This is a genomic window from Citrobacter sp. Cpo069 (genome assembly GCF_030332785.1).
Taxonomy (GTDB): Bacteria; Pseudomonadota; Gammaproteobacteria; order Enterobacterales; family Enterobacteriaceae; genus Citrobacter; species Citrobacter portucalensis.
The window spans coordinates 209,073-233,797 of the sequence record NZ_JAOWHD010000061.1; the positions used below are offsets into that span (position 1 = coordinate 209,073).

The window sequence follows — 24,725 nt, forward strand, 5'->3', positions numbered from 1 at the left end:
ACGGCAGCGGCAAAGTCAGTAACCGACTTTATAAATACACCCGGTTTGGATGCCTTCCACACTGCGGCGGTAGGCGTTGGCGACGGTGGTGGCAGGCACGCTTTCAAAGCCCGGGAAGAAACTGTCGTAAGCTTCGGCGGACTCACTCAGCACGGTCGGACTTATCAGGTTAATGCGTTGACCATGGCCCAGTTCACAGGCCGCGGCGCGAACAAATCCTTCCAGCCCGGCATTGATCGTTGCGGCGTTTGTCCCCTGGGCGATGGGCTCGTGGGCGATAATGCCGCTAATTAACGTTATCGATCCGCCATCATTCAGGAAATGCTGCCCGGTTAATGCCAGGCGTATCTGGCCTAATAGCTTATCCTGAAGCCCCTGATTAAAGTCCTGGTCGGTCATGGTCGACAGCGGCCCAAAGAACAGATTACCGGTGGCGGAAACGATCGCATCTACCCGACCGACTTTTTCAAACAAGGCCTCGACACTCTCCTGCGAGGTGATATCGACCAGGTAATCACCCTGAGTGCGACCCACGCGGACCACCTCATGTTTACGGCTCAATGCTTCTGTAACTGCGCGACCCACTGTACCACTGGCACCAATAATGACGATTTTCATAACCACCTCCGCAATAGTGTGAGCCGCTATTCTTTAATGAAAATGAAATCAGATAAACTGGCTAAAAGTTAGATGATTACTAACCAGGGGTTTGTAATATGGATAAACTGCGCGGCATGGAAACGTTTGTCGCCGTGGTGGAGAGTGGGAGCTTTACTTCTGCGGCGACGAGGCTCGAGATGTCTGCGGTGATGGTGGGAAAATATATCACCCAACTGGAAGCGCAGCTCGGCACGCGTTTGCTGGAGCGCAATACGCGCCGCCAGAGTCTGACCGATGCCGGACGCGTCTATTTTGAAGAAGCCCGTCGCGTGCTGGAGCAGGTATCGATAGCCGAACGTTCGGTAGAGCGTCTGCGGCTGGCACCTGCGGGGACGCTGCGCATTAGCGCGCCCACTTCTTTTGGCGCTTGCGTGATCTCGCCGCTGGCCGCTGCGTTTTTACAGACCTGGCCAGAGGTGCGTATTGAACTGGATCTCACCAACCGGATGGTTGATCTGGTGAATGAAGGTGTCGATCTGGCGATCCGCATTGGCGATATCCATCAGACTGACGTGGTGGCGAAATACCTGTGTCCCTACCGTATGGCAATTTGTGCTTCGCCAGATTATCTTGCCCGCCATGGCACCCCCCGGACGCCCGCGGATCTGGTGGATCATCTGTGCCTGTCCCATACCGTGTGGACGGCTCGAAACGAGTGGATACTGCCTGGCGTGACGGGGGAGGTCAGATGGAAGCGCGATGCGATCCTGCGCTGTAACGATGGTCATGGCCTGCGTATGGCGGCAGTAGCGGGGGCTGGGCTGTTATTGCAACCTGAGGTGCTGCTGGCGCAAGAACTGGCTACGGGGAAATTGATTCGGATCCTGGAAGGGTTTACGCCGCAGCCGCGGCCAATTCATTTGCTGTGGCGACAGGATTTGCGTCCGTTGCCTAAGCTGACACGGTTTGTTGAACATGTGCTGGAAGGAACGCAGGGGCTGCGCGGAAAATAAAAATGCCGGATGGCGTTGCACTTATCCGGCCTACAACCGAGCCAAATTGTAGGCCGGATAGGGCGCAATAGCGCCGCCATCCGGCATATTATTAACCGATATCCACCTGCGGTTTGCTGTTGCGTTTACGGATCATGCGCAGCACCGGCGGGACCACGATAACCAGTACCGCCATCACCAGCAGCACTTTCGCCACGCCGCTGGCCCACAGAATATCCATACTGCCGTTACTGATAGACAACGCCCGGCGCAGGTTCTGCTCCAGCATTTCCCCGAGAACGAAGCCCAGAATCAATGGCGACATTGGGAAGTGCATTTTACGCAGGATGTAGCCCAGCACACCGAGGGCGACCATCAATACCAAATCGAAGGTGGTGCTGTGAACGGCGTACACGCCAACCGCGGAAACTGCCGCGATAGCCGGTACCAAAAACCACAGCGGGATGGTCAGCATGCGGGTAAACAGACCGATCAGCGGAATGTTCATCACCAGCAGCATTACGTTAGCAATTAGCAGCGCCGCAATCAGCCCCCAAACGATATCCGGCTGCTCGGTAAACATGGCTGGCCCCGGGGTGATGTTGTACAGCGTCAGCGCGCCCATCATCACCGCCGTGGTACCGGAGCCCGGCACGCCGAGCGTCAGCATCGGAATAAAAGAGCCGCAGGCCGAGGCGTTATTGGCGGCTTCTGGAGCCGCTACGCCACGAATATCCCCCTTGCCAAAGCTGTCGCTGTTGCCGCTGAGCTTTTTCTCGGTCATGTAGGTGATGGCACTGGCAATGGTGGCGCCAGCGCCAGGCAGAACGCCGACGAAAAAGCCAATCACTGATGAACGCAGGGTGGCCCCTACGCACTGTGCGCCTTCTTTGGCGTTGAACAACATGCGGCCCGTTTTACGCACCAGCGTCTGGCCACTGCTGGTATGTTCCAGCATTAACAGTATTTCAGAGACAGAGAACAGCCCAATCACCACCACGATAAACTGCACACCGTCGGAGAGATGGACACTGTCAAAAGTAAAGCGATAAACCCCGGTGTTGGCGTCTACGCCGACGGTCGCAAGTCCGAGACCGATAAGCGCTGCCAGAAATGATTTCAGCGGATTTTGCGCCATCATGCTGCCGAGACAGGCAATGGCGAAAACCATTAAGGCAAAGTATTCCGCCGGACCGAAGGCCAGCGACCATTGGGCTAACGCCGGGGCAAACAGAATGATGCCCCCGATGGCGATAAGCGAACCAAAGAAAGAGCTGACCGCCGAGATAGAGAGCGCCACGCCGCCGCGTCCTTGCTGCGCCATCGGGTAGCCATCCAGCGCGGTCATAATCGCCGCCGCATCGCCAGGAACATTCAGCAGGATGGAGGAGATGCGCCCGCCATATTCACAGCCTATGTAGACCGTAGCCAGCAGGATCAGCGCGGATTCTGCGGGCAGATGCAGCGCAAAGGCCAACGGCAGCAGAATCGCCACGCCGTTGATCGGCCCAAGGCCAGGCAACAAACCCACAATGGTGCCGACAAAACAGCCTATCAAGGCGATGACCAGGTTTTCCGGCGTCATTGCCACCGCGAAACCCTGAGAAAGATAAATCCAGGTATCCATCGTTTCTCCGTTAACCCAGCCAGGCGCCGAGTGGTAAGGTGACGTCAAGCAGTCGGTCGAAGGCAAACCACAGCAGAATGCCGAGCACCGCGCCGGAAATACCCGCAGCCGGGATGGTTGCGCCGAACAGCATGCCAATCACCACGGTGAGAATGGCGGTGGCGATGGGAAAACCGAGCCACTCAAAACCCCAGGCGTACATCAACAGAACAATGACCATCGTCAGCAGCTTTTGCAGCACGTGGCGACGGGGCCAACTGATGGTGTCCGGATGGCGCAACAGCAGCGCCACGGCGCAGACCAGCATCAGACTGATAATGCCAAGCGGGAAGGGACGCGGTCCTACGGGTTCATAGCTGTATTCGCTGCTGATTTGCCAGGCCACGAACAGCCCGGCTATGCAGAGCAACAGCCAGATACCTGCGAAAATACGATCGCTCATCATCTTTGCCTCTGCGTTTACTTCGCCAGACCGAAGGCTTTCGCCTGCTCACGATAATCCGTGACCTGCTTTTTCACGTAGTCGTCGAGCTGTTTGCCGCTCATGTTGAACTCAAACAGACCGCGCAGATCGCGCTGCTTTTTAAACTCATCGGTCTGCTGGAGTTTGTTAAAGGCATCAACCCACCACTGATACTCGGCGTCGCTGACTTTTGGCCCAACGTAGAAGCCACGAATGATAGGCCACACGAGGTCATAACCCTGCTCTTTAGCGGTTGGTACGTTGGCTAACTGGCCCGGCAGGCGTTCATCAGAGAACACTGCGAGCACGCGGATTTTGTCGCCGCTGAGGTAAGGCACCATCTCACTGAGATCGCCGGAAACCACCTGTACGTGATTTCCCATCAATGCGGTAACCGGTTCGCCACCGCCTTCAAAGGCCACGTAGCGCATCTTGTGCGGATCGACATTGGCTTTTTGCGCCAGCAGCGCCGACTTCATCCAGTCCTGGCTACCGATAGAGGCGCCAGCACCAATGACCACGCTGTTGGGATCTTTTTCCATGGCTGTCAGCAGATCTTTCAGCGTCTTCCATGGCGCGTCCTGACGTACGGCAATCATGCCGTAATCGGTACCCACACTGGCCAGCCAGCGGACATCATCCACGCCGTAGCGACCAAACTTGCCCTGTGACAGATTCAGCAAGGAGCCGCCGGAGAAGGCCACCACGGTGCCTGCTTCAGCCGGGCGTTGGGCAACAATCGCGTTATAGGCCACAGCGCCAACGCCGCCGGGCATGTAGGTCACGCGCATCGGTTTTTCGATAGCGCCGGTTTCCATCAAACTCACCTGAATCAGCTTACAGGTGAGATCGAAACCACCGCCGGGTTTAGCAGGGGCGATACATTCAGTGCGCGACGGCGCTTGTTCCGCCAGTACAGAGGTACTCATCAGTAAAATGCTTGCAGTAAGGGTACGAAATAACTGTTTTTTCATTGTTTATCCTCACACCGGAAAACCGGATTTTCAGGTACGGAAGAAGATTTTTGTGATTATGTGAGCCGATGTGTAGCAGTTCGGTTGCGTGATTGTTAAAACATTAACCTTTCAATTCCCTTTCAATGCGGCAGAAACTTTACAGGATGTGATATGCGTCTCTTATTAGCGGAAGATAACCGTGAGTTAGCTCACTGGCTGGAGAAAGCGCTAGTGCAAAACGGTTTTGCCGTTGACTGCGTGTTTGATGGCCTGGCTGCCGACCATCTTTTACATAGCGAAACGTATGCGCTGGCGGTGCTGGACATCAATATGCCGGGGCTGGATGGCCTGGAAGTCGTTCAGCGGCTGCGCAAACGCGGGCAGACGCTTCCTGTCCTGCTGCTGACGGCGCGTAGCGCGGTGGCCGATAGGGTGAAAGGGTTGAACGTCGGAGCCGATGATTATCTGGCAAAGCCGTTTGAAATAGAGGAACTGGATGCCCGGCTGCGGGCCTTGCTGCGTCGCAGTGCGGGACAGGTGCAAGGCATACAGCAACTGGGGGAGCTGGCGTTTCACGATGAAGGCTATTTTCTGTTGCAGGGGCAGCCGTTGGCGCTCACGCCGCGTGAACAGGCGCTGTTAACGGTGCTGATGTACCGTCGGTTGCGGCCAGTTTCACGTCAGCAGTTGTTTGAGCAGGTCTTCAGCCTGAGTGATGAGGTTAGTCCCGAAAGCATTGAGCTGTATATCCATCGCTTACGTAAAAAGCTACAGGGAAGCGATGTGCGTATTGCTACGCTGCGTGGTCTGGGCTATGTGCTGGAGCGTAGCGATGAAGTGGGTTAAACCCCAATCGTTGTACCTGCAACTGCTGATGTTTCTGGGCCTGCCGCTAATGTTGCTGTGGGGCCTGTCGGCATTCAACAGCTATGTCAGTGCGCTACAGGCGGCGACCCAGGCGTATGACCGGACACTACTCTCATCCGCCAGGACCGTCTCCGAGCGGCTGGTGGTGCGCAATAAACAGCTGGAAGTGAATGTGCCATGGGTGGTGCTGGACAGCTTTGAACTGAATATGAACGACCGACTGTATTACAAAGTGGTTGATCCGGCGGGGAAGGTTATCTCGGGTTATGACGATTTACCGGCGATGCCGCCTGCCACCTCGCGCACGCGTCTTTACCCGGCGCTGGCATGGTTTTATCACACCGAATATCGTGGTGAGGCAATCCGCGTGGCACGTCTGCTGCAGCCCGTCAACGAAGGCGGCATTGTCGGCATGGCGGAGATTTATGTTGCCGAAACGCTGCAATCGCGGCGTTATCTGGCGCGACAGCTGCTGTTTTCCTCGTGGGTTTCGCAAGGGCTGCTGGTGCTACTGACTCTGGTGCTGGTTGGCTGGCTGCTGCGCCGGGTGCTACGCCCGATGCGCCAGCTGTCATCGCTGATGGTGCGTCGTGAGCCTGGCCTGCTGACGCCGCTGCCGGAGCTGCTGCCATGGTCGGAAACCCGTCTGCTGATTGTGGCTTTCAACCGTTATCTGGACCGACTTCGCGGTCTGATCTCTCGCCAGGAGCGCTTCAGCGCGGATGCTTCCCATCAGCTCAAAACGCCGTTGGCGGTACTGAAAACTCAGGCATCGGTGGCTCTCGCCAGCGCCGAACCGCGGCAATGGTATGAGAGTTTACAAGCCATGAGTAGCACGCTCGATAATACCATTCAACTGACGGAGAGGCTGTTGCAGCTGTCTGCGGTGAAGCGCAAGGAGCAGGGGGAAAGGCATTTCTCGCCGGTTAATCTGTATGAGGTGGTGCAAACCAGCTGTTTTACCCGACTGGCGCAGTCGCGTAGTAAAGGGATCGATCTGGGTTATGAAGGGGAACAGGACGCGGTGTGGGTTGAGGGAGATGAAGTGCTGCTCGGTGAACTGTGTGGGAATCTGCTGGATAACGCACTGAAATACACGCCGTCGCAGGGGATGGTGACCGCCCGGCTGCAACGAGAAGGAGAGGCCGTGGTGCTGGTGGTCGAAGATAGCGGGCCGGGCATAGATGAGCAGATGGTTCATCAGGCCCTGCTACCGTTTCATCGTCTTGATAACGTAGGCAATCTCCCAGGCGCCGGGATTGGTCTGGCGCTGGTCAATGATATTGCTCGTCTGCATCGCACGCATCCTCAGCTAACGCGTAGTGAGACATTAGGTGGGCTGAGGGTTCGGGTACGCTTTTTAAGCGTTACCGTATGAGGTATTCATGGAGATGATATTTGTTGTTTAATTATAATAAAAAGTAATTAATTGTATTATTAATATCATTTGAAATGTTGTCGTAAGGCAGCTGTTTTTATTTTAATTACGGTATTAAACAGCAACTCTAAGGTGATTCAACGTCACTGAAACAATACTTTTGTGCAATTTATCATACATAAAACACTTTTTCATAGACCATGAGATGTTATCTGTCAATAGCGAAAATGTTGTTAAAGGTTATCTTTTTTGCTGAGGTAGATAAAACTTCTATTGATGTCATCTGCATTAAAATCATATAGATACGATTTCACTGGGGGGTGTTGTCACAGTAATGAGTATTATTTTTTACATTTACTGACAATGTACCATTGCGTTTTTTAGACTTGTGATATAATTAGCAACATGAAATGAGAAAAAAACAATTAAAGATCAATAAATAATGGGCTGAGATATGCTTAAAAAATCGCTAAAGATTAGCAGCCAAGGATATCCAGTCTTTTTAAAACTGGTCGATTTCATTGTTATCAATGTGACGTTAATTTTTAGCGCCCATCTGCTGGGTTTGGTGCCCTTTAACACCATTGCCATTTTGAGTCTTCTCTTCTCAATCTTTTTCTTGCTGTTTGCTGAATACATTAAAATGTACCAGCAAAAGATTAAGACGATCGGTTTACGTAATCAAAAGCGCTTGGTTTTTTGTACGCTGCTGGCGATTTTTTTTAACGAACTGGTCAGTATGACGGTGGATGAACCTGAGTCACTGGGCTACTTAGACAGACTGCCTTCCCCTTTTTATTCAGCCATTATTTACTGGTACTTCATTCCATTACCTTTTCTTTACTACATTCGTTTTTTTATTTTTAAGTATTCAACGAAAAAGAGTATCCGTGTGGCGATTATTGGTCTGACCGACAATGGTCTGGCCGCAGAAACCGCGCTAATGAATGAATACGCCAATATCACATTAGATCTGGCCTTTTATGATGAGCGCGCCTTATCTCGCTGTGGCGATGTCGTTGATAAGGTTAAAAGCCCCTTTCGTGGTCCGGTGATCAATCTGGTCGAGGAAGCCAAGAAGGGAAACATAGACGAAATCTATATTGCTTTACCGATGGTTGCTTTACATCGCATTCGTCACTTTTTGGCCATGATGTCAGACACCACCGTAGATACCTATATTGTCCCTGACTTTTATACCTACAGTAACAACATGTCCAAGTTACGCTCCATCCACAATCTGCAAACTATCGGTATCTTTAGTTCACCGTTCGAAGGGGCGGGCTCGTTTATTAAGCGGGCGGAAGATTTGGTTCTTGGCAGCATCATTATGGTGATGATTTCCTCCCTGATGCTGGCGATTGCCATTGGTATCAAACTCACGTCCCGTGGGCCGGTTTTTTTCAAACAGGACCGCTATGGCTTGAGTGGGCAAAAAATTAAGGTCTGGAAGTTTCGTTCTATGCGCGTCATGGAGAATTCCGATACGGTTATTCAGGCCACTAAAAACGATCCGCGGGTAACCAAATTCGGGAGCTTTTTGCGCCGCACTTCGCTGGATGAACTTCCGCAATTTATTAATGTTTTGCAGGGAAGTATGTCGATTGTCGGTCCCAGACCTCATGCGGTTACGCATAATGAGCAGTACCGAAAACAGGTCGAAAATTACATGATTCGCCATAAAGTTAAGCCAGGGATCACTGGGCTTGCGCAGATCAACGGGTTCCGCGGGGAGATCGATGCGCTTTATAAGATGGAAAAAAGGGTTCAGTACGATATTGAGTACATTCAAAACTGGTCGTTATGGCTGGATATAAAAATTATTATTAAAACTATTTTCAAAGGATTTGTCGGTAAGAATGCATACTAAATTACTCGTTATTACCGGAATCGTGATATCGCAGTCCGCATGGGCTGATTTAACACCGAAATCACACATTGGCTTTGCGGGGATAGACTTCCAGGGCAAGGTCGCTGTGGACTATGGTTATAATGATAACGTGTCTTATCAGCCACATAGCAGCGATGCTATCGGTTCATCGTTTCAGAGTGCGGCGCCCGTTCTGAGCATGATTGGAGAGCGTGGTCAGGATAAGTATTTGCTGATGTACTCTGGGGATTATCGTAATTACTCAAGCGATTCTGCTGATAACTACAACGATCATTTTTTCCGTTTTAACGGAGCCTGGCGTTATGGACTCAAGCATGGCTTAACCCTCAATCTGGAGGATTCGCTTGGGCATGAATCCCGCGGTCGTGACATCACCGAGGGGTTTCTACCGAGTCAGTTTGAGCAGTATGGGATTAAATCTCCGCTGACGACGAATTTTATCAATAGTGAATTGCGCTACAGCTACGGTGCGCCTGATGGTCGCGGCAAAGCGGAACTGGCGTTTTTATACAAAAAACTGACTTTCGGTAACACCTCTGATGTTCGGGACAGCAGTGAGGACTTCTACAATTATATTCAGGAACAGGAATGGCATGAAAATAGCCTGATAGCGGAAGTTTTTGACCAATACTCATCCAGAACGCGCTTTCGCTATAGCTTTATTACTAACCAGCGTCGCTATGATAACAACTCAGATAAAGACACTAATGAGTATTATTTACTGTATGGCCTGAAGTCGCAGTTGACGGGGAAAACCAATGTCGACATGAATATTTCATGGCTGTATAAAACATTTGAAAACAACGCAAACTCGCATGATTTTAATGGTCTAAACTGGGACATAAAAGCGGAGTGGAAGCCGTTACAGCAGTCTGTTTTCACGGCCCACTCTGCGCAAAGCATTAAAGACCCATCGGAAGTTGGGGGATATATTTTAGTGACCCAGTATGGCCTTTCTTACCAGCATTTCTGGTTAGGCACTCGTTTTTCTACTTTATTGGACTACTCATTCACTTCGGAAGACTATAAAAAACAGAACAAGGATCGACATGATAAAGATGGCGTGTTTAGTTTCACCATGAGCTATGACTACACGCCGTCGGTTAATTTTGAGATTAAATATCAGATAGATACATTAAATTCGAATAAGGATACTGACTCGTTTTATATCGGTCCCAACGACAATCAGGAAGTCATTAGAACGTTGGGTTATGATAATTCTATGATTATGCTTAAAGCTAAGGTTCAGATCTAAAATGAAAATAATAGAACTGTGCGCGGTTTTGCTATTCAGTATCCTGTTGGTCGGATGCACAGCGTCCAGCCCGCGATTAATGGACGATCCTGCTACTGTTCAGCAGGATTACCGACTTGGGGCGGGGGATACGGTCAATATCGCTGTTCATGGTCAACCCGATATGACGATGCGGTTTATTTTGGATAAGAGCGGGGAAATTAATTTCCCGTTTGTTGGTGCTCTTAAATTACAAGATAAAACCGTTGATCAAGTGACTAAAGAATTAACTCAACGCCTGACCGGAGATTATTTTACATCTCCAATGGTGACGGTGAGTATTGCCGAGTTCCGCAAATACTATGTTTCAGGTGAGGTAAAAAGTCCAAATGGCTTCGCCTATGAGCCAGGGCTTACCGTCGAGAAATCTATTGCGCAGGCGGGTGGATTTACAGATCGTGCTGACCGAAAAGATATCAACATTCGCCTGTCAGGGAGCAATCAGCTGCTTGAGAATGTCGATTTAACGCACTCTGTTCATCCTGGGGATGTCGTGATTATTGGCATGGGGTTCTTCTGACGATGAAACTATCAATAGTGGAAAACGGCAAAAAACGAGAAAGCAGTGTCGAATTCTCCCGCTTTGCCAAAGAGCTGAAAAAGAACGCCTGGAAAATCGCGCTGGCCGGTATCGTTGCCGGGGTCGTCGCGTATCCGTTAATCAGCATGATGTCCTCAAAGTATGTTTCAACGGCGACGGTGCTGATTAAGGCGCAGGCTGATAACGTTTCTCCGTTTCCACAGGTTGATGGTTTCGATTCAACACGCAGTGGTTACTACGAAACACAATATGCGTTGATGCATTCACGTATTGTGCTGGAGCAAGCCGTACGTGATATGAAGCTGGATGAAAACCCGGAGTTTACCGGGGAAAAAGCCGGTGCTCAGGGGGCTGATAGCAATGAAAGTCGGCAACTGAGAATGGAGCAAGCGCTGAAAACGTTATCGAAAAACCTGAATGTCATCGGTATTCGCACGACGAACCTGGCTTCCATTACCTATGAATCAACTTCGCCTCAGGTTGCGGCTGATATTGCCAACGGCGTCGCGCAGGCTTTCATCAACTATACGGTGGAGCAGAAACGTCTGAAGGTGGAGAAAGCTCGCGAACTGAATTTTGAAAAAATGGAAGAGATTCAGAAGTCGATAGCCAAGCAAAAAGACGAGATGGACAGCTATCTGAAAAATGCCGGGTTGCTGACCTTCCGTGGTATCGATGGTTTTGAAACCGAGCAGTTAAGTATCGTAACTAATCGCCTGGCCGATGCGACCCAGCGTCGGGTTGCCGCTGAATCCGTCTATAACGAGGTGAACGGGGGAGGTAAGTCCCTTGAGAGCGTTATCTCGCTGCCTTCGGTCTCTAACCACGCTCAGATCCAGGATTTGCGCATTGCGTTGATTCAGGCGCAACGAACGTTGTCCGAACAGCGTAAAGTCTATGGGCCAAAAAATCCCGCTATTTTAAAAGCCGAGGCCGATGTTCAGTCGATCCAAAGCCAGACCGGACGAGTGTTGGGCGAGCTGAAAGTCGGTTTACGTCAGCAATATCTGGCGGCGCTGGCGGACGAAAAAAACTATCAACAGCAAGTGATTGAGCAGAAAGAGATCTTCCAGAAAATGGCGTCAAAACGGGATGCCTGGAACAGTCAAAAGCTGTCGTTAGATAAAATGGAAGACCTGTATAAATCGCTTTATCAACGTACTCAGGAGCTGTCGCTGTCCGGCGTGAATGCCGATGCGGTGTTATACGACCCTGCGGTTCCCGCGTTAAAACCGGCGAAACCGAATAAATCTTTATTGTTGCTGATGGTGGTCATGCTGGTGGTGGTGTTCAGCATCATGTATTTCATTGTCAAAGCGGCAATGGATAACTCAATCGGTACCCTCAGTCGCATGAAAAAACGGCTCAATGTTGTTCCATTGGGTGAAATTCGTCGTTTTAGCGGAACCTCAGGGCGCGCACAGGTGCGGGACATGATCATGAAGAACCCGCTTAATGCCGATATTGTGCACGGTATCCGTACCCGGATTATGCTGGATAATCGACCTTTACAGACGCTCGCTGTGGCGTCGACGGAGCACGGCGATGGGCGTTCTTTGTTGGCGAATCTGTTAGCGAACTCTTTTAGTTTCGACCAGAAAACACTGCTTATTGATGCAGATTTCTTTAACACTGGTGGGCTCACATCCGAGCTGGCGTCAGCTACATCCGCAGGCTTAGCGGAACTGCTGCGCGGGGAGACAGAGCTTGAACAGGCGAGGATCAAACTCAGTGATAATCTCGACTTTATTCCACACGGCAAGAACACCATCTCATCTTTACTGATGCTGTCGTCGGAGCATGTTGAACTCTTAATGCGCGAGTTGAAATCGCATTATCAGCGCATCATTATTGATGTTGCTGCCGTGAATCAGAGCCAGGATGTTCAACTGATCAAACGTGCCGTCGATGGCGTTGTTTTCATTGTGAAAGCCGGGGCGGGGTCCGCCGGACAAATCGCCAACGCGCTGGATAAGATCGAGGAAAATAACGGCGTGGTGATTGGTGCGGTGCTCAATGCAGTTGAAGAAAAGGATCTTGAGACACAAGAGGGTCTGCGTTCACTGAACTTCAGTACCGATCAACTGATGGCAACGCCAGGCCGCGTATGAGTCTACTGAAGAGCGCTTCCACAATAGCCGGTTCATCAGTCATCTCGCAGTTGATTGGTGCACTGTCTATTTGGTTGATTTCACACAAGTACGATATGGCTGAAGTGGGACTTTATGCGCTCAACTACAGCATCGCCGTGGTGGGCGCTCAGGTGTGTACCTTTGCATCACAGCTGTTAATTCCTAAACAGCAGGATGACGAACTGGTGCAGAATGTTGTGTTTTGCCTGATCCAAAGCACGATCATTGCCTTACCGTACGCTGTGCTGACCGCGTGGCTGTTTCACCAGAACATTCTGTTTCTCTATTTGCTGACGCTGGCAACGGCGTGGGTTTTAATCTCGGAAAACCTGTCGCTACGCACGGCCAACTTTCGTTTTCTGATTTTCCAGCGTATTTCTGTCTCTGTGGTGGTATTACTTTCGGTTCTGGTTACGCACCATGTACAACTATTTTATTGGTCGTGGGCCTGCACGACGATGGTGCTGACCATAAGCTGTATTTTGCATTCGTTTGATATTCGTTCGGTGGCGGCCAGACATCTGCGGCCCACCAGTAATTGGCATTTTTTCAAACAGAATATTCATCACATTACCAAAGTGGGCAGCGCGGAAGTGCTGGCGATGGCCAGCAGCAATTTGCCTATTATGCTGATTAACTTTTGGTTCTCGGCGCTGACGGCGGGTTATTTTTCCGTGGTTAGCCGCTTTTGCCTGGCGCCGGTGGTGATCATCGGGAATGCGGTGCGCAATACTATTTTTTCCAAATGGTCTATCGACTTCAGAAATAATACCTTTAACTATCAGGAGTATACCAAGGTACGTATGCTATTGCTGGTACTAGGGGTTATCTGTACCCTTGGGGTTTTTATTTTCTATCCGATTGTGATGCGCCTCGGCTTTAGCGAAGACTGGATAAACTCCATTGAGACGTCACGCTACATGTTGCCCTATTTATTCCCGGCGCTGGCGATAAGCCCTCTGACGGTGATAGAGCTTATTTTTGGTTCCCATCGCTATTTTCTGCGTATCCAACTGGAACAGCTGGCGATTGTACTCTTCGCTTTTGTTGTGACGCCCTATTTTTATAAAGATTATGCAACGTCGGTCATCTTGTTTTCTTCACTGACATTTATTCGCTACGCCTTCATTTATCTGAAAATGAATAAGCGAGCCAATCTCCTGAAAGACAAGCCGGTGATACTATGACGCTGAATACCGGATACTATTTACAGGTTTATACCTTTGTCACGCTGATCCTGTGTGGCCTGGTGCAATACTTTACCGGCATGCAGTCAGTGCTGTGGATACCTTTTTTCCTGACCCTGTTGATGGTGGGATTATTGGTGATGCAGACGCGTGATGGCTCCTTACATCTGGATGCCCAGGAGACGATTGTCCTGGCGTTGTACTTTTCGTTTCTGGTGCTGGCTGGAGCATCGACGCTGATTCAGGGCGGGATCACCGTCGCGATTGTGGCATTTAAAAACGAAATTGCGCTGTCGCTGGTGATGATCTGTTTGCTGCTGGGCTTTTGCAGGGAATCACAGATTTACCGCGCAACGCGCTATCTGTATTGGGTGTTTTACGCGCAGATTCCGGTAATGATTTATCAGGTTTTACTGGTCGTTCCCCAGCGCGTTGCGGTGCGCGGCGAAGATGAGAAATGGGACTCCGTGGTTGGCTCGTTTGGCGGTGACCCAATGGGGGGCGGGAATACTGCCGCAATGGGCCTGTTTTGCCTGTTAATTATGTTGTTAAAAGTCTCCGAATATAAGCATGGGCTCACCACGTTCAAGTCCATGGCGCTGCATATTGTTCTCGGTATCGGGTTATGCATCATTGGTGAAGTGAAGTTTGTCATCCTGCTATCGCCTATATTCCTGGCGTGGGTGTGGCTTTCACCGAGCTACGTCAAAGACGTTAGTAAGGTCAATCTGAAGACGTTGTTAGTTATTGTGGCGGGAATGCTGTTGCTTATTAGCCTGTCGATTGTGATCCTCGCATACTATTATTCTACGGCGTTCGGCGGCGATCCGTCGAAAAGCTCGTTAAGTATTTTTATCGACTCCTTAAGCTATATCTTTGATCCGAACTACATTATGTCTACCGGTGAGTTAGGGCGCTTTACGACGTTCCTGTTCTGGTTGAAAAATAACGATCTGTGGGGGCTTTCAGGAACGTTATTTGGCTACGGACTCAATGCAACTAACAGTGGTAGTACGGTGTCGCCGGGCTTTTTGAATATTATCTACAACTTAATTCTCGACTCGACTTCCCTGAGTATGTTGCTGTGGGAAGTGGGGGTGATCGGCACGTTGCTCTTTATTAGCTTATTCATTTATATCCTGAAAGTTTGTCAGCCAAAGCCATTACTGACGCTTGAACAACTGGACCAGCAGGATCTCCAGTTATTGAGCTTTGCACCGGCGTTTAACGCTTTTGCGATTGGTTGCTTAATTAGCTTACCTTATAGCCAGATACTGATGATTACACCGATGTTACAATTCCTGTTCTATTTATCACTAGGATCAAGTTTAGTGATTCGTCGAACCGTCCTTCGCTGCGTAGGGTAATTGTATGGACCAAAAACCGTTTATTTCAGTGAGTATTAAAACACTCAATGAATCTAAATGTATTGAGAAGACGATTGACAGTATCCGTAAGCAGCTTATTGATTATCCACACAAAATTATTGTGGCAGATAGTCTGTCAACGGATAACACCCAACAGCTTGCGATCGATAAAGGGGTGACCGTAGTGTCCTTAACTGACCCTGGCGATCGCTGCTGTGGCGTCGGGCACCAGTTAGGTTATCTGTATAGTGAAGGGGAATATCTGTTGTTGATGGACGGCGATATGGAGCTGGAGGAGGGCTTTGTGGATCAGGCCGTCGCGTTTTTGCAGGCCGAACCAGAATATGCAGGCGTTGCGGGAACCGTTGAAATGGATGATGCCGTAAACTATGAGTTTAAATCGCGTAAGCAACGCATTAATAAAATCTATCCACTCGGGGATAGCGATCATCTGGGGGGCGGTGGGCTGTATCGTCGGTCGGCAATTGAAAAAATTGGTTATCTGACTAACCGTAATTTGCACGCGTATGAAGAGGCTGAACTGGGCCTGCGTTTAATCGAAGCAGGCTATAAACTGCGGCGTCTGGATATTCCTTACTTCAGCCATACGTCACATACGCTGCCGACGTTTAAGATGCTGGCGCGGCGCTGGACCAGCGGTTATTACCAGGCGCCAGGTGAGCTTTTGCGTTGTAGTTGGGGGAAACCCTGGTTTTCCCAGTCATTCAACATCGTGAAGAATGAGGCGGTATTTGCGCTCTACCTTATTCTCTTATTTGTGGCGATGCTCAGTTTAAATATCAATGTGTTTGCCGTTGCGCTTCTACCATTACTGGCGTTTGCTTTGTTGAAGATTGTGCAAAACCGCTCGTTAACAGATGGGCTGCAAAGCGTTATTAATTTAATCGTACGCTCAGCGGGGCTGATCAAAGGTATTTTTTATCCGGTACGCGATCCGCTGACTCCGCCTAACAGTAAAATCATTCATGAATAACCGGGGCAGGCGCCATGAAAGTATTATTGGTTAACAAGTTTTTTTTCATCAAAGGCGGCGCGGAAACGGTTTATTTTCAAGAGCGCGATATGCTGAAACAGGCCGGAGTGCAGGTTATTGATTTCTCTATGCAGCATGAGAATAATTTCCCCTCGGACTATGCGGATTATTTCGTCAGTAATGTGGACTACCACAAAGCGAGCAATCTGCTGGGTGGTATCAAAACGGCGGTTAACTTTATTCATAATTCGCAGGCCTGCAAAAAAATGCTGGCGCTATTAGAAAAAGAGCGCCCGGATATCGTCCACTTTCACAACATCTACCATCAGTTAACACCGGCGTTGATTAAAGTTGCGCGCAATTTTGGCTGCAAAACGGTGCTGACTGCGCATGACTATAAGATTGTGTGCCCCGCGTATTCCATGCTGCGCGACGGCAAAGTGTGTGATTCCTGTATTACCGGAACGGTTTTCAATGCCTTCAGGTATCGTTGTCAGGAAGGTTCAGCCTCAAAAAGTTTACTGCTCTCCCTGGAGGCAACCTGGCAGTACATTGCACAAAACTATCAGGCACTGGATGTGATTGTTTCACCAAGCGTTTTTTTACGCGGTGTCTTGCTGCGCACGCTGCCAAATTCGCGCATTGATGTCATCGTCAATGGCGTTGATGACAGCCGTCCCCTGGCTGAAGTGAGCGATGAGGGCTATATGCTGTACTTTGGCCGTCTGAGCCGTGAAAAGGGCGTGGCAACGTTGTTGGCAGCGCATAAAAAAATGCAGAACAAAGCGCCGCTGAAAGTTGTGGGGCACGGTCCGTTGCATGATGAATTAGCCGCCAAATACCCTGATGTTGAGTTTTTAGGTTATGTGCAACAAGGGGAAGCCCTCGACAACCTTATTAAGCATGCGCGAGCGGTGATCCTGCCTTCAGAATGCTATGAAAACTGTTCTATGGCGATATTAGAAGCGATGTCCTTAGGCAAGCCGGTTATCGGGTCGCGCATCGGCGGTATACCGGAACAAATTCGTGACGGTATCGAAGGGATTTTATTCGAACCGGGCAATGCGCAGGAGTTAGCCAATGCGATGGACGCTCTGGCCGACTCGCCTGATAAGGCGAGGAATATGGGTTTACATGGACGTGCACGGTTGAGTGAAAAATATGCGCTGAGTAAACATATGGATACCCTACAGGCGCTGTATAAAGAACTGCTGAGCAGGCCATAGTATGAGTAAAAAAATAACGGTTTTTGGAACGCGTGGTATTCCCGATGTATTGGGCGGTGTGGAGACACACTGTCAGAATCTTTATCCTGCCATTAAACAGCAGTTCGACGTGGATATTTGCGTGATCGCTCGCTCGCCATATGTAAATTACAAACGATCGGTATATAAGAAAGTCGAAACCTACGCGCTGTGGGCACCCAAAAAGCGCTCGCTGGAAGCGATTGTCCATTCCGTTTTAGCGGCGTTTAGGACATGTATCGACCATTCGGATATTGTGCATGTCCATGCTATCGGCCCCGGCCTTGTGATCCCACTCTTACGCGTGATGGGTAAAAAGGTGGTTTTTACCCACCACGGGCCCGATTACGATCGCCAGAAATGGGGGGTTGTAGCCAAAAAAATATTGTTGCTGGGTGAGCGTTGGGCGGTGAGATATGCCAACGAGGTGATTGTGATTTCTGACGTTATTAATCAACTGATCCAGAAAAAACACGGTCGCTATGATGCGCATTTAATTCACAATGGCGTGAACGAGCCGAGGTTATTATCACAGCTTACCATCGACAATACGCTCTCCCGCTTTGGGCTGCAGCCGAAAAACTACCTCGTGGTGGTTGGGCGGTTTGTGGAAGAAAAAGGGATGCATGATGCCATCGCCGCTTATCAACACAGTGGTTTGACCATGCCGTTAGTGTTAATTGGCGATGCGGATCATCCGACCGAATACAGCGTGCGCCTCAAAAAGCTTGCCGCCGACACGCCAGGTGTTGTGATGACTGGTTTTTTACGTGGTGACGAACTTCAGGCGGTGTTTTCGCAGGCTAAATTGTTTGTGATGCCCTCATACCATGAAGGATTGCCTATTGCGCTGCTGGAGGCAATGTCATTTTCTCTTCCGGCCGTCGTCAGTGATATTCCGGCTAACCTTGAAGTTCAACTGCCCGCCGAGGACTATTTTAAGGTGGGAGATGTAACCGGTCTGGCTGAAAAATTAGGCCAAGGGGCAACAGCAAATAGCGTGGACTATGGTGTATATTTGCAAAACTACAATTGGCATGAAATCGCCAAAAAGACGGTTAACGTCTACCACTCCATTGATAAAGATATAGGTTAATTTTGACCAGTCCTCAAAATCGTCCTCCTGCCATCGAACGGTTTTACGCTCACCTTGATGAGCGGATAGCGGAGGAATTGACCCCTGAACAAAAAGAAGGGGTGGAAAAAGCGCTCCTTGCTACAACCCTGACTTCGCGGCATCAGATCGATATTCGCAGAAGCTTTCCTTTTTTCAGTAAGCGTTATTATCTGGTTTTTTTGTTTGGCAGAGATTTACGCCGCCAGCATCGCCAGGAATCAACCCTGTCGAGAATGTTGCTCACTTTTTTGCTGCTGATTGCCGTGCTATTCGTCACCTGCTGCATATTGCTGACGCTGTATATGATCAAATCCGCGTTAGGTATTGATGTGTTCCAAAATTTTCACGTAGGTATCTGGGACTGGTGGTTAAGCCTGAAAGACCGCTAGTGTTAACAAATTGGTGGAGGACGTCATTGCGATGAAGCGTAAATGGGTTTGTGCGTTGTTGTGCATGTTTTTCCCGCTGACGGTTATGGCCGCATTGACGACCGTTACCCCCAAAGCATTGACGGGCCCGTTAACCAATCCGGGGATTGGCGTGGCAAGTTTTCATCAGGGATACGGTGAAACGCTGGGGCTGGCGGACTATCCCAATACCGGATTTGAATACGAGCGTTTTTACTGGCGGGATCTGGAGCCAGTCGAAGGCCAGTACAATTTTGCGTTGGTGGATGATGCCTTCAAATACGCGGCGGCACATCGTCCTGCGATGAATGTCGGGCTACGATTTATGGCTCTGGCAGAGCCGGAAAGCGGTTCGCAAATACCTGACTGGCTGATTAAAAAAGGTGTGAAAGGAACCTGGACGCCGGATAAAAAGACATTTGCCCCGGATTTAGACGATCCTCTGTTTATTGAATACAGCCAGCGTCTGTTGAACGCATTTGGTAAACGCTACGATGGTAATGAGAATCTCGCGTTTGTTGATATTGGCATGGTGGGATCGTGGGGAGAATGGCATAACAGCAACTTCCCGCACCTGAAGCCATTACTGGAGCGATACACCACGGCGCAACTGGATCGCTACGTCGCGATGCACTTTTCTGCTTTTCCGGTGACGCCAAAAACCATGCTGATAAGCGGCGGTCAAAGTCTGGCGAATGCGGTGGCGCGTGGGGCTGGGTGGCGTGCGGACTGTTGGGGGGACCTGCGCGTATTTTCGGACTCCTGGAACCATATGGCTGATGATTACCCGCAGCGATTGCTGGCTGCGCAGCAGAGTTATTCAGGGTTCAACGATGCCTGGAAACGTGCGCCGGTGAGTCTGGAGATCTGCTCGTATATGCAGGACTGGAAGAACACCTTTCACTATACACGTGCTGAAGTGCAGGGGATTTTTGACTGGGCGGTCAAGCAGCACGCCAGTACCATTAACCTGAAATCGAGAACGATACCCAGCGACTATCGACCGATTGTCGACGATGCGCTGACCAAATTGGGCTATCGATTTCGCCTTGCGTCCCTGAGCCATGAGTCCGTGTGGGACAGCGGACAAACGCTGACATTAAACAGTACCTGGTACAATGAGGGTATCGCACCGATTTATCTGCCATACATGCTGGCATTCCGGGTCGTAGACAGCGCCAATAAGGTGGTGGCACAGGGGAATTCCGCGGAGGATATTCGCCGCTGGCTCCCCGGTAAGTATCAGGTCAGTTATGCGTTATCTATGCCAGGCCGACTGGCGAAAGGGCAATACGCGATTGAGGTTGCGATGCTGGATAAGTCGGGTGCGGCGAGAATTAACTTTGCCAATGAAGGGAAACAGAGCAGCGGCTGGTACCGGGTGTCAACAATAACGGTACGCTAGTCAGACACAGCAGCGAGCCTGACGGTCAGGCTCGCTGCTGAGAACATTAAATTTGATACCCATTCGGGTTATTTTTTTGCCAGTTCCAGGTGTCACGCATCATTTCATCAAGGTTATAGATGGCCTTCCAACCTAGCTCTTTGTATGCCAGCGATGGGTCAGACCAACATTCGGCAATATCTCCGGGTCTTCTGGCGACAAACTGATAGTTTATTTTTGTCTGCGCCGCTTTTTCAAACGCCTCAATCAGATTAATCACGGAATAACCAACACCGGTACCGAGATTAATCACTTTGTAAGCCGCGCCTTTGTTCTGGCAATCCAGCGCGGCTAAATGACCGGTCGCCAGATCCATGACGTGAATATAATCACGCACACCGGTACCATCAGGGGTTGGATAATCATTACCGTATACCGATACGGTTTCCAGCTTACCAATCGCGACCTGGGAGATATACGGAACCAGGTTATTAGGGATACCGTTAGGATCTTCACCAATCCGACCCGATGGATGGGCGCCAACCGGGTTGAAATAGCGCAGGCAGGTAATGCGAAAATCGGGTTGTGCACGTGAGAAATCGGCCAGAATTTGTTCGACCATCAACTTAGACGTACCGTACGGATTGGTGGTGCCGCCCGTAGGTGATTGCTCGCTCAGTGGTACGCTTTCTGGATTACCATATACCGTCGCAGATGAGCTAAAAATGAAACGATTAACGCCAGCGGCCAGCATCTCATCCAGTAAAACCAGCGTTCCGGTAACGTTGTTTTCATAGTAGGCGAGGGGCTCTTTTATCGACTCTGAAACCGATTTGAGTCCCGCAAAATGAATGACATCGGTGATGTTATGGTCGGCGAAAATGTTTTTTAATGCCTGCCTGTCGAGAACATCGGCGATATAGACAATGGGCTCTCTTCCGGTGAGTTCCGCGACCCTGTCCAGCGAGATTCTGCTGGCGTTCGCCAGATTATCGATGACTACGACATCATCGCCTCTTTCCAGTAGCGTTAACACAGTATGTGAACCAATATAACCTGCACCACCAGTGACAAGAATTGCCATACAGACTCCAGATAAACGGGGATTGATTCACGCCAGTACCATAGAGAACGCGTTATTGGTTACGTTTGGTAAGGTAATAGTTGCGATACCTCACCATGCATTTATAAGATATTTTTTTAAGTATAGATAAAAAGCTGAATTTGTTTATTTTTGTATCATAAACAATATAGTTATTTGAGAAGTTCAGCGTGTGGACGCCGTCACTATGGTTGATCGACGAATTGATTTGTTCGATCAGAGTTTCAACAAAATTAGCGTCGTTTAGTGTCACTAATTCTTTGATATATATTGATTTTCCATAAGTTTCAGGTGTGCACTCCTGTGTAAGGAAGTACATTTTATTTTCGACCAGATAGGAGGCACCTGCACCTCGATGATGAGGATTGCTCACCTTCAATGAGGGGGTAATCCGCTGCCATTGTCCATAAATATGATCTGCGGAATGAATAATTATTTCGTTATCCATCGTGGTGGACAACAGATAACAGGTTTCATTAATTGAGATAAATACGTTGTCGGTTAATTTGGTATCAGAGATTAAAACTTTAACTTGCTTCCAGCGTGCAGGGAACTCAATTGACTGAAACAGTATTACCTCTTTTCTTTCTGAAGACTCGGGGATCATGAACAGTTGATCGTTGATATGTATCAGATAAGGGAATGACAAATGACACTTTAAGTCGTCAAAGCCTTCAAGCCTAATATCTTCAAGTTCAACCAGTTCACGGTCTAGAACGCGACATCGTAGCGTGCCTTTTGAGTTGCGGAAGCTAAGAGCTTCATAGAAAACATACAGTTTATCGTCTTTTTCAATCAGAAAAGGATCGGCCTGAAATGTATATTTCTTTTTTAACTGCTGCGCAGTGGATTTGCTTAATATCTCCAGAGTGTTGTCGGGGAATGAGTGTGTACCATTATCCTTAATAAGCATGATGTCCCACGACTCATGATAAAATAACTTATCCATTATTCTTTTTATTTTTGTTTGCATCTGCACCTGCTCCTTTTTATCGCCTGCACCATGTATGAACAGCTGTTTGCGACTCAGTGAATGAGCCTGCCGCAATGTTGTATAAATGTGCGAAAACCGATGTGGAACACCAGTGGCTACTTTAAAACTAGTCGCAAGCCCCTGTTTTGTCCACTAACAGAAATAGGGAGAGGAGATGTCCAGAGCATCCTTGCTCCAGTGGGGGAATTACTCGAAATGCACCTGCGGGTTATCTGCAAGGGAAACGTAGGTTTTGCTGTTTTTATCCAGGGTACGGATTTCACCGCTTTCGATGTCATACACCCAACCGTGCAGACGAAGCGCATTATTGCGCAGCCCAACCGCGACACAAGGATGCGTTTTAATGTTGTTAAGCTGTGCGATAACGTTCTCTTCCACCATGGCGTTAACTTTATCGATTGGGTTATCCCAGGTTTTTTTATCGACCACGGCTTTCGCGGCATCGGCATAGTGCAGCCAGTGAGCGACAGCGGGCATCGGATCCAGGGGCTGGCTATCGGCAATGGCTTTCATCGCGCCACAATTGGAGTGACCGCAGATGACGATATCCGTTACGCCAAGTGCGACAACCGCGTATTCGATGGTTGCGGATACACCACCTGGTTCCGGACCAAATGACGGTACGATATTACCGGCGTTGCGGATAACGAAAAGCTGTCCTGGATCTTGCTGAGTAACGAGTTCTGGAACCAGGCGGCTATCGGAACAGGAGATGAAAAGTGCCTTAGGATTCTGGCTGGATGCCAGGCTGCGGAAGAGTTCCTTGCGTTGAGGGAAAATCTCTTTTTGGAAGTTGAGGAAGCCCTCGATGATATGTTGCATAGCAGTGTCTCTTGTCTCTGTTTAAGCAGGTTATGATGAAGATCACATTTTCCAGTTTAACACCAGCCGACAGAAGAGAAAGACTTTATAGCAGTTCAGCAACATCTTTGGATAATTTTGCCCCACCGTGGCAGGGCAAATCGTGTGATGTACGCTATGCGTTCTGCCATTTCTGGTATGCCGCTTTTAGCCTGTTCATCGCGTCTACCAGTACCGGGCGGGGGCAGCCCACGTTGAGCCTCATGTGCCCCTCTCCACCGGGACCGTATTGCGCCCCAGGTGACAGGCCAAGCCTGGCGTCATGCACAAAAAAAGCGCTTAGCTGCTCATCGCTGAGATCCATTTTTTCCGCATTCAGAAACAGAAGATACGACGCGCCGCCATACACAATGGAAATCAAGGGACAGTACTTTTCGATTTCACTTTTTACAAACGCTACATTGTCGGCCAGATAGACCAATAATTTCTGGTGCCAGTCGGCGCAATGGGTAAAGGCGCTGTAAATGGCCGCCTGCTGCAATGAATGCGTCTCGGCAAGGTAGCAGTTATCCAGAAAGTGGTAGAACTGATGGCGTAATTCATCATTCTTAATAATGGCAATTCCGCCCTGGATCGCCGCCGTATTGAAGGTCTTGCTGATGGAAGTAAGCACGATTGACCGACTATCTGGCGCTTCATCAACAGTGAAAAACGGCAAATGGCGCTTTCCTGGCAGGGTTAAATCACTATGCACTTCATCAGACAGAATGATGACGCCAGCCTGCTGGCAATAGTGGCTTATTTTTTCCAACGTTTCCCGCGACCACACCATTCCACCTGGATTATGCGGTGAAGGGAACAAAAACATTTTGCACTGCTTGAGTTTCTCGCTGAAATCATGCCAGTCAAATTCATAGTGCCCGTTTTTCTCAATGAGGCGCGTCTGAATCAAATTCCTACCGCTGGTGCTTACCAGATTAGGATAGGGATCATAGATTGGCGTACAGGTTAAAATATTATCGCCTGGACGGGTAAGCGCCATTAAAGAGAGTACGATAGTTTTTATAACACCGGGAATAAAATGTAACCAGTGTGCCTTGATATCGGCATCATACTGTTGTGCATACCAATGAATAACAGATTCTTTCCATTGTGGATAATCCAGGTTATAGCCTTGCACAGTCTGCGAGACCACCGAACGCAGCGTGCTCATGATTGGCTCTGGTGTCGCAAAATCCATATCTGCAATCCACAGCGGTAATACATCGGTGGTACCGTACATCTGTTGTAATTGCCCGTATTTGCGACAATTAACATCCCTTGTGACAATATCATCAAACAAAGACATTGTTGACTCCTGGAAAGTCTCTGAAAATAGTGTAAGCAA

The 24,725-nt window shown here is 49.4% G+C and carries 22 protein-coding genes; 14 read left to right on the top strand and 8 right to left on the bottom strand.

The features are described 5' to 3' along the window. Positions 1-15: 15 nt before the first annotated feature. Positions 16-618 (bottom strand): short chain dehydrogenase, encoded by a 603-nt coding sequence (locus tag OGY08_RS21315; RefSeq protein ID WP_125363097.1) that lies wholly within the window; start codon positions 616-618, stop codon positions 16-18. Between the two features lie 98 nt (positions 619-716). Here OGY08_RS21315 and OGY08_RS21320 point away from each other — a divergent pair, with 98 nt between their 5' ends. Next, positions 717-1,613, top strand: coding sequence for a LysR substrate-binding domain-containing protein (locus OGY08_RS21320; RefSeq protein ID WP_032944682.1), 897 nt, complete (start codon positions 717-719; stop codon positions 1,611-1,613). A gap of 91 nt (positions 1,614-1,704) precedes the next feature. On the opposite strand, the gene OGY08_RS21325 is transcribed toward OGY08_RS21320, so the two are convergent. Genes OGY08_RS21325 through OGY08_RS21335 form a run of 3 tightly spaced genes read right to left on the bottom strand, consistent with a single transcriptional unit; the run spans position 1,705 to position 4,656 of the window. Continuing rightward, the gene (locus OGY08_RS21325; protein WP_003826025.1) at positions 1,705-3,219 is read right to left on the bottom strand and encodes a tripartite tricarboxylate transporter permease; all 1,515 of its coding nucleotides are present in this window, start codon (positions 3,217-3,219) and stop codon (positions 1,705-1,707) included. Positions 3,220-3,229: 10 nt separating this feature from the next. Further along, a complete protein-coding gene (locus OGY08_RS21330; protein ID WP_095533105.1) occupies positions 3,230-3,664 on the bottom strand; it encodes a tripartite tricarboxylate transporter TctB family protein in 435 nt (144 codons plus the stop codon). A 14-nt stretch (positions 3,665-3,678) separates the two neighbouring features. Continuing rightward, complete coding sequence (locus OGY08_RS21335) at positions 3,679-4,656, bottom strand: Bug family tripartite tricarboxylate transporter substrate binding protein (RefSeq protein ID WP_008785593.1); 978 nt, start codon at positions 4,654-4,656, stop codon at positions 3,679-3,681. Positions 4,657-4,809: 153 nt separating this feature from the next. Here OGY08_RS21335 and tctD point away from each other — a divergent pair, with 153 nt between their 5' ends. The 13 genes from tctD to OGY08_RS21400 all read left to right on the top strand — a co-directional run bounded on the left by tctD (position 4,810) and on the right by OGY08_RS21400 (position 20,462). Then, entirely contained in the window at positions 4,810-5,484 is a 675-nt protein-coding gene (tctD, locus tag OGY08_RS21340) for a transcriptional regulator TctD (protein ID WP_003826032.1), read from the top strand. Next, positions 5,471-6,883, top strand: coding sequence for a sensor histidine kinase (locus OGY08_RS21345; protein WP_060683347.1), 1,413 nt, complete (start codon positions 5,471-5,473; stop codon positions 6,881-6,883). The genes tctD and OGY08_RS21345 overlap by 14 nt, the downstream gene beginning before the upstream one ends. A gap of 454 nt (positions 6,884-7,337) precedes the next feature. Beyond that, positions 7,338-8,753 carry an undecaprenyl-phosphate glucose phosphotransferase gene (locus OGY08_RS21350; protein WP_286566510.1) on the top strand — a complete coding sequence of 472 codons (1,416 nt, stop codon included), beginning with the start codon at positions 7,338-7,340 and terminating at the stop codon, positions 8,751-8,753. Then, on the top strand, positions 8,743-10,029 hold the full coding sequence (locus OGY08_RS21355; protein ID WP_060683348.1) for an outer membrane beta-barrel protein: 1,287 nt from the start codon (positions 8,743-8,745) through the stop codon (positions 10,027-10,029). Before OGY08_RS21350 ends, OGY08_RS21355 begins: the two co-directional genes overlap by 11 nt. 1 nt (position 10,030) lies before the next feature. After that, the gene (locus OGY08_RS21360) at positions 10,031-10,588 is read left to right on the top strand and encodes a polysaccharide biosynthesis/export family protein (protein WP_003826038.1); all 558 of its coding nucleotides are present in this window, start codon (positions 10,031-10,033) and stop codon (positions 10,586-10,588) included. Positions 10,589-10,590: 2 nt separating this feature from the next. Beyond that, a complete protein-coding gene (locus tag OGY08_RS21365) occupies positions 10,591-12,720 on the top strand; it encodes a GumC family protein (RefSeq protein ID WP_103285671.1) in 2,130 nt (709 codons plus the stop codon). Next, a complete protein-coding gene (locus OGY08_RS21370; protein ID WP_032944673.1) occupies positions 12,717-13,928 on the top strand; it encodes a lipopolysaccharide biosynthesis protein in 1,212 nt (403 codons plus the stop codon). The genes OGY08_RS21365 and OGY08_RS21370 overlap by 4 nt, the downstream gene beginning before the upstream one ends. After that, positions 13,925-15,295, top strand: coding sequence for a capsular biosynthesis protein (locus OGY08_RS21375; RefSeq protein ID WP_286566513.1), 1,371 nt, complete (start codon positions 13,925-13,927; stop codon positions 15,293-15,295). Before OGY08_RS21370 ends, OGY08_RS21375 begins: the two co-directional genes overlap by 4 nt. A 4-nt stretch (positions 15,296-15,299) precedes the next feature. Then, complete coding sequence (locus tag OGY08_RS21380; protein ID WP_008785586.1) at positions 15,300-16,289, top strand: glycosyltransferase family 2 protein; 990 nt, start codon at positions 15,300-15,302, stop codon at positions 16,287-16,289. 14 nt (positions 16,290-16,303) lie between these two features. Next, on the top strand, positions 16,304-17,515 hold the full coding sequence (locus tag OGY08_RS21385; RefSeq protein WP_060683351.1) for a glycosyltransferase family 4 protein: 1,212 nt from the start codon (positions 16,304-16,306) through the stop codon (positions 17,513-17,515). A gap of 1 nt (position 17,516) precedes the next feature. After that, positions 17,517-18,629, top strand: coding sequence for a glycosyltransferase family 4 protein (locus OGY08_RS21390; RefSeq protein WP_060683352.1), 1,113 nt, complete (start codon positions 17,517-17,519; stop codon positions 18,627-18,629). A 2-nt stretch (positions 18,630-18,631) separates the two neighbouring features. After that, the gene (locus OGY08_RS21395; RefSeq protein ID WP_003826052.1) at positions 18,632-19,039 is read left to right on the top strand and encodes a hypothetical protein; all 408 of its coding nucleotides are present in this window, start codon (positions 18,632-18,634) and stop codon (positions 19,037-19,039) included. Positions 19,040-19,070: 31 nt separating this feature from the next. After that, entirely contained in the window at positions 19,071-20,462 is a 1,392-nt protein-coding gene (locus OGY08_RS21400) for a DUF4832 domain-containing protein (protein ID WP_125363096.1), read from the top strand. 46 nt (positions 20,463-20,508) lie between these two features. On the opposite strand, the gene galE is transcribed toward OGY08_RS21400, so the two are convergent. The 4 genes from galE to OGY08_RS21420 form a co-directional block, all read right to left on the bottom strand. Beyond that, on the bottom strand, positions 20,509-21,525 hold the full coding sequence (gene galE, locus OGY08_RS21405; RefSeq protein ID WP_103285666.1) for a UDP-glucose 4-epimerase GalE: 1,017 nt from the start codon (positions 21,523-21,525) through the stop codon (positions 20,509-20,511). Between the two features lie 52 nt (positions 21,526-21,577). Next, complete coding sequence (locus OGY08_RS21410; protein ID WP_125363095.1) at positions 21,578-22,516, bottom strand: glucosamine inositolphosphorylceramide transferase family protein; 939 nt, start codon at positions 22,514-22,516, stop codon at positions 21,578-21,580. Between the two features lie 207 nt (positions 22,517-22,723). After that, entirely contained in the window at positions 22,724-23,359 is a 636-nt protein-coding gene (locus tag OGY08_RS21415; RefSeq protein WP_003826059.1) for a carbonic anhydrase, read from the bottom strand. A 154-nt stretch (positions 23,360-23,513) separates the two neighbouring features. Then, positions 23,514-24,686, bottom strand: coding sequence for a MalY/PatB family protein (locus tag OGY08_RS21420; RefSeq protein ID WP_125363094.1), 1,173 nt, complete (start codon positions 24,684-24,686; stop codon positions 23,514-23,516). Positions 24,687-24,725: the final 39 nt, after the last annotated feature.